Source organism: Desulfobacterales bacterium (assembly GCA_029211065.1).
Taxonomy (GTDB): Bacteria; Desulfobacterota; Desulfobacteria; order Desulfobacterales; family JARGFK01; genus JARGFK01.
The window spans coordinates 1-11,313 of the sequence record JARGFK010000129.1; the positions used below are offsets into that span (position 1 = coordinate 1).

The 11,313-nt window shown below is 52.3% G+C and carries 14 protein-coding genes; 12 read left to right on the forward strand and 2 right to left on the reverse strand.

The window, feature by feature from the left end; translation table 11 throughout:
• A partial coding sequence (locus tag P1P89_19935; GenBank protein MDF1593784.1) for a transposase occupies nucleotides 1–421 on the forward strand: 421 nt, incomplete at its 5' end.
• A 315-nt stretch (nucleotides 422–736) separates the two neighbouring features.
• Nucleotides 737–1,099 carry a hypothetical protein gene (locus P1P89_19940; protein MDF1593785.1) on the forward strand — a complete coding sequence of 121 codons (363 nt, stop codon included), beginning with the start codon at nucleotides 737–739 and terminating at the stop codon, nucleotides 1,097–1,099.
• Between the two features lie 91 nt (nucleotides 1,100–1,190).
• On the opposite strand, the gene P1P89_19945 is transcribed toward P1P89_19940, so the two are convergent.
• A complete protein-coding gene (locus P1P89_19945; protein MDF1593786.1) occupies nucleotides 1,191–2,597 on the reverse strand; it encodes an MmgE/PrpD family protein in 1,407 nt (468 codons plus the stop codon).
• Between the two features lie 307 nt (nucleotides 2,598–2,904).
• On the opposite strand from P1P89_19945, the gene P1P89_19950 reads away from it, so the two are divergent.
• The 10 genes from P1P89_19950 to P1P89_19995 all read left to right on the forward strand — a co-directional run bounded on the left by P1P89_19950 (nucleotide 2,905) and on the right by P1P89_19995 (nucleotide 10,739).
• Nucleotides 2,905–3,153, forward strand: coding sequence for an AbrB/MazE/SpoVT family DNA-binding domain-containing protein (locus tag P1P89_19950; protein MDF1593787.1), 249 nt, complete (start codon nucleotides 2,905–2,907; stop codon nucleotides 3,151–3,153).
• A complete protein-coding gene (locus P1P89_19955; GenBank protein ID MDF1593788.1) occupies nucleotides 3,150–3,548 on the forward strand; it encodes a type II toxin-antitoxin system VapC family toxin in 399 nt (132 codons plus the stop codon). Before P1P89_19950 ends, P1P89_19955 begins: the two co-directional genes overlap by 4 nt.
• Nucleotides 3,549–3,563: 15 nt before the next feature.
• Nucleotides 3,564–3,857 (forward strand): nitroreductase family protein, encoded by a 294-nt coding sequence (locus P1P89_19960; GenBank protein ID MDF1593789.1) that lies wholly within the window; start codon nucleotides 3,564–3,566, stop codon nucleotides 3,855–3,857.
• 39 nt (nucleotides 3,858–3,896) lie between these two features.
• Nucleotides 3,897–4,457, forward strand: a complete 561-nt coding sequence (locus P1P89_19965; protein ID MDF1593790.1) for a Mut7-C RNAse domain-containing protein — start codon at nucleotides 3,897–3,899, stop codon at nucleotides 4,455–4,457.
• Complete coding sequence (gene dinB, locus P1P89_19970; GenBank protein ID MDF1593791.1) at nucleotides 4,435–5,616, forward strand: DNA polymerase IV; 1,182 nt, start codon at nucleotides 4,435–4,437, stop codon at nucleotides 5,614–5,616. The genes P1P89_19965 and dinB overlap by 23 nt, the downstream gene beginning before the upstream one ends.
• A gap of 271 nt (nucleotides 5,617–5,887) precedes the next feature.
• The gene (locus P1P89_19975) at nucleotides 5,888–6,553 is read left to right on the forward strand and encodes an ABC transporter ATP-binding protein (GenBank protein ID MDF1593792.1); all 666 of its coding nucleotides are present in this window, start codon (nucleotides 5,888–5,890) and stop codon (nucleotides 6,551–6,553) included.
• Between the two features lie 7 nt (nucleotides 6,554–6,560).
• On the forward strand, nucleotides 6,561–9,056 hold the full coding sequence (locus P1P89_19980) for an FtsX-like permease family protein (GenBank protein ID MDF1593793.1): 2,496 nt from the start codon (nucleotides 6,561–6,563) through the stop codon (nucleotides 9,054–9,056).
• On the forward strand, nucleotides 9,049–9,762 hold the full coding sequence (locus P1P89_19985) for an arylesterase (GenBank protein ID MDF1593794.1): 714 nt from the start codon (nucleotides 9,049–9,051) through the stop codon (nucleotides 9,760–9,762). Before P1P89_19980 ends, P1P89_19985 begins: the two co-directional genes overlap by 8 nt.
• A 262-nt stretch (nucleotides 9,763–10,024) precedes the next feature.
• Nucleotides 10,025–10,234, forward strand: coding sequence for a YwbE family protein (locus tag P1P89_19990; protein MDF1593795.1), 210 nt, complete (start codon nucleotides 10,025–10,027; stop codon nucleotides 10,232–10,234).
• 313 nt (nucleotides 10,235–10,547) lie between these two features.
• Entirely contained in the window at nucleotides 10,548–10,739 is a 192-nt protein-coding gene (locus P1P89_19995) for a hypothetical protein (protein ID MDF1593796.1), read from the forward strand.
• Nucleotides 10,740–10,920: 181 nt separating this feature from the next.
• Here P1P89_19995 and P1P89_20000 read toward each other — a convergent pair.
• Nucleotides 10,921–11,313 (reverse strand): hypothetical protein (locus P1P89_20000; protein MDF1593797.1); only part of this gene is annotated, 393 nt, incomplete at its 5' end.

Genomic DNA, 11,313 nt, shown 5'->3' on the forward strand with positions numbered 1-11,313 from the left:
AACCCGATGGCTATTGCTGAAGAACTCCTACAACCTCAATGAACAGAAAAATGAAAAAGAACGTCTGGAGGAAGCTCTCAGTCTCAACAAGCCGTTGGCTACCGCCTATTATCTCAAAGAAGATTTAAGGCAAATATGGAGCCAGGTCTGCAAATCCGATGCAGAAACCATTCTTACCGATTGGATCAGAAAGGCACAAAGCACAGGTATCGCAATATTGAAAAGGTTTGCTAAAACACTGGCCGGTCATGCCTTTAATATCCTTAATTACTACGATTATCCTATCTCAACTGGGCCTTTAGAAGGCACTAACAATAAAATCAAAACCCTTCAAAGGCAGGCTTATGGATATCGGGATATGGATTTCTTCAAGCTTAAAATCTTCGCGCTTCATGAAGCGAAGTACGCTTTAGTCGGATGAACCACTTTTTTATTCCCATCCGTGGTTCGCGTATTTCGGAACCCGCAATTCATTATTCTTGCCAAATCAGAACTTGAAGTTCTCTTCAGATATTTTCGATTAGTTTCGGCATATTAGTTGTTTAGCGGTCATTGCGGATACAGGGTTTGCCTATCCGATTGGCGGATTAATGAGAATCAAAAAGCCCTCAAGATAGATTATAAATTATAAAAATTTGTATAAAATCAAACTATTATAAATTGGCACAGTAAGTGCTATTGATATTAACACGAAGGTAAAGCGGTTTAAAACCCATCATGAAGGAGGTAAACAACCATGCACTTGAAATTCTGGCAAAAAAAGGAAGGCGAAGCGTCCTCCCGGCCCGGTGAAGTTAAACTGCCCGGGCCCAAAGGGATGCCTGAACAGGTCGGCAGATATCTGGTGGTCCGATTGGGACAAGACCCCGACTGGGTATGGAACCTTCGGTCAGTTTCGTGCCCGCATCTTGAAAAAAAGGAATTTTTTGATGTGCGAATTTTTGACGAAAACCATGCAATCATGAAGAACGTGACTGTAAAGAATTATAACTCGCTGGAGGGACATCCTGAATTAATTCTTTATGAAGGATGGTATAACAAAAAGACGATGAAAGCAGAGGTTAAGACAAAAGAAGCGCCCCTTCCCCGTGCCGCTTAGCGCTTCGGTTCGAATACTGAACCGCAACAGCGAGCGTATACCCGTCCCGCCGGGGCGGGACTGCAGGGTTCTCTAAATTAAAGGCCGGTTTTTATGTTGTTTGGAGAGCCCGAACCAGCTCGGCGATGTCTTTAAGGTTTTCAAGGCCATCGATTACCCGGAAAATGTTCTCGCGGGCACCCTTGTCCAGCAGGCGCTCGGTGCAATCCGTAAATTTGCCCTGCAGTTCTCTATCCGACAGGGGGTTTTCAGGGCCGCCGCGGTAGCGTTCGTCTGCTTCTTTGACGATTTTCCTGCCGCCTTCCAGAACCACTTCAACCCGCGAGCGGATTTTGTCCCAGCCCTTGGCCTCGATTTCCGGATCAAACGCCGTTCGAATCCGCTGCATCAGCGCCTGGGTCCGGGGGGCATTGACAAATTCATCTGTGAATTCATGGACCCCGGCCTTGCGGGAAATGGCAATGGCCGCCAGTAAAAACGGCATGCAGAACTTGCCTTCCAGTTCGTTGCGGGCGATTTTGTACCGGATGGGATTCAGGATGTTGGAACCTGCGTAAAGCACGACTTCCTTGATATCATCCGGCCGGATGTCGTTTTCCGTTACAATGGACAGCATCACGTCCATTGAGGGGTGCGTCAGGATGCCGCAGGGGTATGGCTTGATGCTGACGCCCGGATCCACGATGGTATGAGGCTTTCCGATGCATCCGGCGATCTTCTCTACGTCAAACCCCCTACCGAAAACACTGAAAAATCCCCAGGGTCCATCCAGCGCTTCCGTGTCGGCCTCGAATCCCTTTTGCGCGAGCATGGCCGCCGTAACCCCGTTGCCGGCCGCCCGGCCCACATGCAGGGGCTTGGTCATCGTGCCGAAATTGGTGCGAATTCCCGAAGCCATGCTGGCCGTGATCCCGATGGCATGCCGAATCTGGACCTCGGTGAGGCCGAGCAGTTTTGCAGCGGCCATGGCGGCGCCAAAGGAGCCCACCGTGCCGCTGGTGTGAAATCCTTTTTTGTAATGATCCGGGTTGATGGCTTCGGCGATTTTGCATTCCACCTCAAAACCGGCCAGAAAGGCGGTGAGAAACGTTTTGCCGGAAACCGCGCCGATTTCTTCCGCGATTGCCAGGGATGCCGACAGCGGCGGGATGGTGGGGTGGGTCAGCAACCCGTAGATCCGTTCAGGTGCAATTGAAAGCTGGCTGTCGTCCCAGTCCATGGCATGCCCGGCAATGCCGTTGATCATGGCCGCAAAGGGGGCGGTCAGTTTCAAGGGATTGGCCCCCAGCACACTCGATTTTCCCGGCTGGCCTGTACTTTCGCTGAACTGCAGTATTATGCGGGTACATTTTTCAAACGAGCCTGCTAAAATCAGACCCAGCCCGTCTAGAACACAGCGTTTGCCGATTCTTACCGCTTCAGGCGGTAGCGCGGTATAGGTTAAATCCGCCACAAACCTGGCCGCTTCCTCCGTCACTCGGGTTTCATCCGGGTTCATTTTTTGCTCCTGTTAAATAAGGGTTCCAAAGTTAAAAAGTTTAAGAATATCAATGTAATATTTTGATTTGAGTGATGCCGGATTACAGAAAAATTGGTTTGTTGTCAAGATAAAATGCCGGGCTATTGGCCAGGGCGAGAGGACTTTCCCGACCATGGTGATTTGATTGGACAAAGGCTTATAGGCTGCCTAAAAGCCAGCCCTCGGATGATCACCCGCATCTCAACCCAAAAGAAATGTGTTGACTGCTGGCCCACAGTGCCTTACCATAAGTAAGGCAATAAATATAAGTAAGGAGGAAAGCGCTATGTCATTAGCGACGCTCACAAGCAAGGGGCAGGTGACCATCCCCAAAACAATTCGGGACTCCCTGCGACTGCACGCCGGCGACAAGGTCGAGTTTGTCTTAACTGAAAGGAATGAAGCGCTCCTGATACCGATTACAAAGAAGGTCGATGACGTATTCGGCAGACTTCACAAAACCGGGAGGAAACCGGTTTCTGTAGATAAAATGGATGAAGGCATTAGACAAAGGATGCGGGAGAGGTCTAAATGAAGGCCATTGATACCAATGTGCTCATTCGCTTTCTTGTAAAGGATGATGACAAGCAAGCTGAAAGTGTTTACAGGCTGTTCAAGAAAGTGGAATCCCAAAAGGAGGCATTGTTCGTGCCTTTAGCGGTAGTTCTCGAAACTATTTGGGTGCTGGAATCTGTTTATAACGTATCACGGCAGGAGATACTGGACTCCATTGATGCGCTGATACTAATGCCCGTGCTGGACTTTGAATCACAACCGGCAATTATCGGCTTTGTATCTTCTGCAAGAGAAACCAGAATTGACCTTTCCGATCTTTTAATCGCTCACTCCGCAACATTTTCAGGGTGCGAATATACCCTTACCTTTGACAAACAGGCATCAGACTCTGGACTCTTTGAACTTCTCAAGTAGCATTTTTTAAAAATTTTGTTACGCCGGTCCGGGTTAAGCCAGGGGTCGATCCGCAGCGCTCCTGCGGTCATGATAATCTGTGCGGTTTTTGAGCGGGTTACCGGAAGTTACGGCAAGCGCGGCATCCAGTACGTTTACATGGAGGCCGGGCACGCCGTTCAGAACGCCTCTCTGCAGGCAGGCGCTCTGGGTCTTGGCTCGGTGGTGATCGGCGCTTTCAATGACACTGACGTCAAACACATCCTGGGTCTTGTGCCCGAAGAAGAACCGCTGTTGCTGCTGCCTGTGGGGAAATACAGGGATGTCTGAAAATAACTTTAGCCTGATAGCGGATGGGACAAAGCATACATGCCAAAAGCAATATTTCGCTTTTATGAAGAGTTGAATGACTATCTGCCCAAGCATCAGCGCAAGAGGGACTTTAGAGCTGAATTTAGCGGCAAACGATCCGTAATAGATATGATTGCAGCCCTTGGGGTTCCTCATCCGGAAATTGATTTAATCCTTGCAAACGGTAAGTCAATCGGTTTCGACCATATCCTCAAAGACGGCGACCGCTTCAGCGTGTATCCGGTGTTTGAAGCCTTCAACATTAAAGACATTACCCGGCTTAGAGAAGTCCCCATTCGGGAAACCCGATTCATCGTTGATAAAAACCTGGATGATGTCGTGAAAACCATGCGGTTGCTGGGCTTCGATGTATATTGCGACCCGTCCCTGTCGGAACGGGAACTCATTGAAATTTCAAACCGCGAAAAGCGGATCATCCTGACGACAAACAGGAAACTTCTTAAACTCAAGGAAATCACCCGCGGCATATTTATCCCCCCGGGCAAAACCTCCCGGCAGGTCAACAAAATTATCGATTATCTGGATTTAGAAGAAGATGCCGAGCGATGTGAAGCATAAATCCATCATCCATCTGGACATGGATGCCTTTTATCCGGCGGTGGAAGTCCTGGACAACCCCGGCCTGAAGGGAAAACCGGTGATTGTCGGGGGGATTACCGGAAGGGGGGTGGTCTCGTCCGCTTCTTATGAGGCTCGGAAGTTCGGCGTCCATTCGGCCCAGCCCATGGCGACGGCCATGCGGCTCTGCCCCCAGGGGATATTTCTGTCGGGCAGAATGTCCAGATATGCTGAAATCTCCGATCAGGTATTTAAAATATTTCAGCGCTTCACCCCGCTGGTGGAACCCTTGTCCATCGATGAAGCCTTTCTGGATGTGACCGGGTCCGCCCTTCTTTTCGGTAATCCGGTGGAAATCGCGAAAAAGATCCGGCAGACGGTGCGGGAGGAGACCGGTCTGACCGTGTCGGCCGGGGTGGCGCCATCTAAATTTGTGGCCAAGATCGCCTCTGATATCAACAAGCCGGACGGATTGACGGTTGTCGCCCCTGACAAGGTCAGGGAATTTTTGGATCCGCTTCCCATCGGTAAGATGTGGGGGGTGGGCAAGGTGACCCAGGAGGCCTTGGCCCAACTCGGGATCCATACGTTCAGGGACTTGAGCCGGGTTTCGGTTGAGGTTTTGGAGAGAAAATTCGGCAAATACGGCCCCAAGATGCATGCACTGTCCATGGGGATAGATGAAAGGGACGTGATCACCCATCAGGAGGCAAAGTCCATCGGAAATGAAGAGACCTTTGACGAGGATATCCTTGATATCAATCCGGCCAAAAAGGAACTTTTGGCGCTTGCGGGTAAGGTGGCCCGCCGGCTGCGGCATGAGGGCGTTGCAGGCAGGACCATCACCTTGAAAGTGAAGTACAGCGATTTTGTTCTGATCACCCGGTCTGCGACGCTGAATAAATTCACAAATGACGGGACTATTGTATATCAAACAGCCTGCGGGCTGCTGGAAAAAACCGAGACAGGCAAAAGACCTGTCAGACTTCTGGGGATCTCTGTCTCACAGCTCGGCACCCGCGGCGGCGAAGAACAGCTTTCCCTGTTTACCCGCATTGCATCGGACCGCAAAAGAAAAAATTTAAACACCACCCTGGACTCGCTGCAGGATAGATTCGGGGAAAACATCGTGCGTCCGGGCACGCTGATTGATGAATAGGCAAGCGCGCCCGGCCGGTAGAAAGAGGTGCCCTGGATTTGAGGGTTCAAGGGATCTCGGTTCGGAAACACTCCGCGTTTTGCTTGGATGCTATGATGTCAGGGAAGTTCCTTTCCGGCTTTTAATCTTCCTGGGTTCCCATCCTTCCAGCTTCATAGCTTCCCAGCTAAGCGCCAAGCGCTATCGCCTTAATCCCCCACCTTGTTTTTGCCGCAATCGGGTATTATGTTAAATCCTTATTGCGCTTAAACGAAATGGAGAACCAAAACCCATGGCCATTCTTGAAGCAAAAAATCTAAATAAAACCTACACGGTGGATCATCGCAACATCATGGTTTTGAACGACATCTCGCTGCTGGTGGCGCCGGGCGAATTTGTGGTCATCGCCGGCAGCAGCGGCAGCGGAAAAACCACGCTGCTGACATTGCTTTCGGGGCTGGACCACCCGTCTTCGGGCCGGGTTTTTATCGATGGACGCGACATTACGGGCGCATCGGAAGATGAGTTGGCGCCGCTTCGCAACCGCATGATCGGGTTTGTTTTTCAATCGTTTCATCTGGTGCCCTCCATGACGGCCAGGGAAAATATCATGTTCCCGGCCGAATTGATGGGGCGGCCGGATGCGGGAAAAAAAGCCCGGGAGCTGCTCCAGCGGGTGGGGCTCCAGGATCGGGGGGACAATCTGCCCAGCCAGCTCTCGGGCGGAGAAAAACAGCGGATCTCCCTGTGCCGGGCCATGATCAATAATCCGAAACTGCTTTTTGCCGATGAACCCACCGGCAACCTCGATTCGCAAAACGGACGGCTCGTCCTGGCGCAGATGCTTGAGCTGAAGGCCGAACAGGGCGCCACCCTGGTACTGGTGACCCATAATCCGGACATTGCGGCAGCCGCAGATCGCGTCTTGACCCTAAAAGACGGAAGGCTTACAGGATAACCCCGCTATGATTCAGGCAGACTTCATCAGGCGCGAAATCGCGCGCTCATCCAAACAGGCTGTTGTGTTCTGCCTGTGTGTGGCGCTGTCGCTCACCAGCCTGACGGCCTTTTCGGGCTTTTCCAAAAGTGTCTATCGCTCCCTTTTAAACGACGCCAAAAAGCTGCATGCCGCCGATATCATCGTTCATTCCCACGAGACCCTATCCGATAGTCTTGACCAAGCCATATCCGCTGAAATCCGCCAGGGGCGGGTAATCCGCAGCAGCTATCACGAGTTTTACAGTGTGGTGCGAACGGCCGATGACCAGGCGTCGGTCCTGGCGCACGTCAAAGTCGTTGAAAAGGGGTATCCGTTTTACGGGGAAGTGGTATTGCGTTCGGGCCGACCGTTTGGAGAGGTCTTGACGGCGGGACAGGCCGTGGTGGAACAGTCGCTGCTGGATCGGCTGGGAATCGGCATCGGCGCCCGGCTCAAGGTCGGATATAGCAGCCTGACGATCCGGGATGTGGTCGAATCGGAGCCGGACCGGCCGGTCAATGTTTTTTCCTTCGGCCCGCGCGTGTTTGTCTTCAGCCGGGACCTGGACGCCCTGGGGCTTGTCCAGACCGGCAGCCGCATCACCTGGCAAACCCTCCTGAAGGTTCCGGACGAGAACCGGATAGATGCCGTAGCCGACCGCCTCCGGTCGGCTGCAGAGAGCGACCGGGAACGGGTGGACACCTTTCGGACCGCCCGGACCCGGGTGAAACGCTTCCTGGACAATTTCATCTTTTTTTTAAACCTCATCGGCATGTTTATCCTGATCATCGCCGGCATGGGCATCCAGAACACCCTGACGGCCTTTTTCAATGAAAAGCAGCAGACCATCGCCGTCATGAAAACGGTGGGGGCCAGCAACCGCCAGATCATCCGCTATTTCTTGCCGATGGTTTTCCTGCTGGGCCTTTTGGGAACGGCCATGGGCATATCCGCCGGGATCGTGGTCCAGTTCGGCATGGCACGACTGCTCAGCGCCTTTTTCCCTTCCGGCACGGCGCCGGCCGTGGCCTGGTCCGGTATCGGCGAAAGCCTGGCGCTGGGTTTCGCGGTGGTGGCCCTCTTTACGTTTGTGCCCCTCTATCGCTTAAGAGAGATGCGGCCGGCCATGATTTTCCGCAAAGAGACGGACGGGCCGCACAAGCGCTGGCCGGTCTATGCGTCCGCCGCCGGGTTCATGCTCTTTTTCTTCGGACTGGTCCTGCGGCACATGCAGGACCTGCGTTTCGGCGTTTATTTTGTTATCGCCATCGGCGGGCTGATCCTCGTGGCGGGCTTTTTCACCCGCCTGTTGCTGGGGGTTTTAAAACGCCTCTCCATTCGCCGGATGGTCGTTCGCCAGGCGGTCAAGGGCCTGTTCCGGCAGGGCAATGCCACCCAGGCCATTATTGTCACGCTGACCGCGTCCCTGAGCGTCATCTTTGCCATTTACCTGATCGAACAGAATCTGGACAGGACCTATGTCCAATCCTACCCGGCCGATGCGCCCAACGTCTTCGTGCTGGACATCCAGCCGTCCCAGCGGGAGGCTTTTGCGGCCTTCGCGGCGCAGCCCCTGACCTTCTATCCGGTGGTGCGGGCACAGGTCACCGCCATCAACGACATCCCCATCGACCGCCGGGCGGAGCGGACCCGGCGCCGCGACAATCTTGCCCGGACCTTTAACCTGACCTACCGGGAAACGCTGCTGGACGACGAAAAAATCATCAAAGGCGGCCGCCTGTTTCGCAGGGACTGGACCGGGCCCCAGGTGTCGGTGATGGACACGATTGTGGAGATGCACCCCATGGACGTGGGGGACACCGTCCGCTTCAACATCCAGGGGGTCCCGCTGACAGCCAGGATTTCAAGCATCCGCACCCGCACCACGGATTCGCTCAAACCCTTTTTCTATTTCGTGTTTGAAGACAAGACCCTGCAATCCGCACCCCAGACGATCTTTACGGCCCTGCGGGTCGAAAAAGACCGGATCGGTCCATTGCAAAGCCGCATGGCCAAGGCGTTTCCCAACATCAGCGTCATCGATCTGTCGGCGACTATCCGGGTTTTTGCGGGCATCATGCAGCAGCTCTCCGCAATTGTGCGCGGGTTCAGCATCCTCAGCATGGCCGCCGGGATTCTGATCCTGATCAGCGCGGTGTTCGCGACCCGTGCCGAAAGAATCACCGAATCGGTCTACTATAAAATCCTGGGGGCCCGGAAGTCTTTTGTGGCAAAGGTCTTCGTCCTTGAAATTTTTATCGCGGGTCTCTTCAGTGCAGTGCTGGCGCTGGCCATGTCCCAGACCGGCGCTTTATTGATCAGCCGGCATTACCTGGACATCGCCTATTATCCGTTTTTAGGATCCTGTGGTTTGATTGCCGCAACCGCCCTCTTGCTGATCATGGCAATCGGCCTGATCCCCGCCCGCTCAATCCTCGCGAAAAAGCCCATCGTGTATTTAAGGGAGAGGCCGGATGAATAAGTCTAAACGGTTAATGCCGGCGGCCCTCGTCATGGTTCTGTTGATAGCCCTGGCCGGGTGCGGCCCCGAGCCCTCATCCGATGGGGCCGCGCCCCAAACCCCGGTCCAAACGCCGTCCGTCCGGGGAACCATCGTTGCCATGGGCGACAGCTTAACAGACGGTCTCGGTGTCGATGAAACCGAGGCCTATCCCGCCCTGCTGGAAAAAAAACTGGCTGCCGGCGGGCACCCTTTTACCGTCGTCAATGCGGGCGTCAGCGGCGAGACCAGCAGCGGGGCCCTTGCGCGCATCGATTGGGTCATTTCATCCCTTAAGCCGGATCTCATTATTCTTGAAACCGGCGCCAATGACGGCCTGCGGGGGATTGATCCGGATGTCCTCAGAAAAAACCTGGACCGGATCGTTTCAATCATCAAAAGCAACGACATCGCCGTTATTTTGTGCGGCATGAAAATGCTTCCCAATCTGGGTCCGGTCTTTACCCAGGCCTTTACCGATATTTATCCTGAGATTGCCCAAAAACACGCGATTCCCCTGATCCCTTTTTTCCTGGAAGGGGTTGCCGGCGATCCCCAATACAATCAACCGGACCGGCTGCATCCCACCGCAGAAGGCTACCGCCGCATTGTCGATCATATCTATCCGTATGTCCTGGACGCCGTCAAAAATTTGCCCGGGGATTTTCCACCTGCTCCCGGATCGTGACCTTTCCCCGAACAAGGTCGACATCAATTTCTCCGGTCCCGGCCTCATTTTTTTTCATCGAGGACCTTCCGGTTTCACTTCGCAGAAAGGCTTTATTCTATCTTTTTTCCAAATCCAGACGGACATGTTTTTCGATTCTGAAATATGCTTGTAATTGCAGGATGGATTGCACTAATGTAAAAACCGGTGGTTGCCGACGCTTTCGGCATCCCTTCAACATATCCGGTGTGTTCAGTGGATAACCAAAGAAAAGGAGATCTAAATGAGTGGAAGTAACCGGTCTGACATTAAGGCGGGAACCCGGGTCCAGGTTGTACAGAAACAGGATCAGCGCAGCGGCAAGCTGACGGAAGGGATTGTTAAGGATATTCTCACAAAGTCTTCCTCCCATCCCCACGGCATTAAGGTTCGCCTGGCCAGCGGCGTCGTCGGCCGGGTGAAAAATATCCTCTCCGGGGAAAGTGCGCCTTGATGTCGAGGGGTTATGCGGTCGATAAGCAAGCATTTGCCTGATTTGAAAAGCTCAGGTCAGGTTTTCGAAAGGAGAATAATATACGATGAACGTTATAAAATTGCTGGAATAAAACCAATTTCTGCGGCACAGCTACCTGGACGCTTTCAGTAAACTCTCCTGGGATGAATTTGTGAAGAATCGAAGATTCACTCAGGGATATTTATTTGCATTGTGTGGAAGTCCTGGACCGCTATGTGAATCGCCGCATTCAAGGAAAGGCTGCGTTGCCGAGGATTAATTCGATGATTATGACAGCATCGATAAAGTGAAAATGTATTTAGATCAGGTGGAGTCGGAAGTTAACCGCTATTTAGGCACGGTAACCCCTGAGGAGCTCTCAAGGAAGATGGAGCGCAGGTTTACAGACGGCACCCGCGTTCAAGTAACCGTTGAAGATATGTTGATCCATATTTTTCAGGAAGAACCGCCTCACCTGGGATGGGTAAGATTTATTAATATGTAGCCACCGACAGGGTCAAAAAGTCCACTCCGGGGAAAGTGCGTATCGATCTTTATGCGCCGCTGAAGAGCTTATGCTGCCAATCCCTCATTTTAAAAAGAATTGGTCTCTTAACAAGGGTATAGGGCAGATTTATGACATTCAATTCGAAGACCGTTTAACTGTTACCTCAATTGAGTGAAAATTATGCGGCTAATTTCTTCTCTTCAGCCAAAAGACTGGATGAAATTTTATCGTAAAGAGACTGTGTGGCAAGATTTTTGGTCATCTCCAGCACTTTTTTTCCACCAGCCCAAGCAATTCTGCCAGCACGATTGAGGATAAGAAATTTGAAAGTTTTCCACTCCATCATACGGTATAAACGCGTGTGCTTTAAATTGTCCTTGCGTTTTTTAGCTAATCCCGTGCTTTGTTGCATGGATATGGATAGATTATAGGCCATCTGGCTCATCTGCATAAAAGCCGAATTGGCCTGATAAGTATTGGTTGGAATATGGTCAAAAGCAAAATCGCCTTTCAACTGACCGATGGAGCTTTCGTGACAACTACGGCCGGAAATAAATAGCATCAAATCTTT

Coding starts and splice junctions, on each gene's coding strand:
- P1P89_19990 (MDF1593795.1), top strand. CDS start 10,025: ATGAGTGGAAGTAACCGGTCTGACATTAAGGCGGGAACCCGGGTCCAG.
- P1P89_19995 (MDF1593796.1), top strand. CDS start 10,548: ATGTATTTAGATCAGGTGGAGTCGGAAGTTAACCGCTATTTAGGCACG.
- P1P89_19950 (MDF1593787.1), top strand. CDS start 2,905: ATGTCATTAGCGACGCTCACAAGCAAGGGGCAGGTGACCATCCCCAAA.
- P1P89_19985 (MDF1593794.1), top strand. CDS start 9,049: ATGAATAAGTCTAAACGGTTAATGCCGGCGGCCCTCGTCATGGTTCTG.
- P1P89_19975 (MDF1593792.1), top strand. CDS start 5,888: ATGGCCATTCTTGAAGCAAAAAATCTAAATAAAACCTACACGGTGGAT.
- dinB (MDF1593791.1), top strand. CDS start 4,435: ATGCCGAGCGATGTGAAGCATAAATCCATCATCCATCTGGACATGGAT.
- P1P89_19955 (MDF1593788.1), top strand. CDS start 3,150: ATGAAGGCCATTGATACCAATGTGCTCATTCGCTTTCTTGTAAAGGAT.
- P1P89_19980 (MDF1593793.1), top strand. CDS start 6,561: ATGATTCAGGCAGACTTCATCAGGCGCGAAATCGCGCGCTCATCCAAA.
- P1P89_19965 (MDF1593790.1), top strand. CDS start 3,897: ATGCCAAAAGCAATATTTCGCTTTTATGAAGAGTTGAATGACTATCTG.
- P1P89_19945 (MDF1593786.1), bottom strand. CDS start 2,597: ATGAACCCGGATGAAACCCGAGTGACGGAGGAAGCGGCCAGGTTTGTG.
- P1P89_19940 (MDF1593785.1), top strand. CDS start 737: ATGCACTTGAAATTCTGGCAAAAAAAGGAAGGCGAAGCGTCCTCCCGG.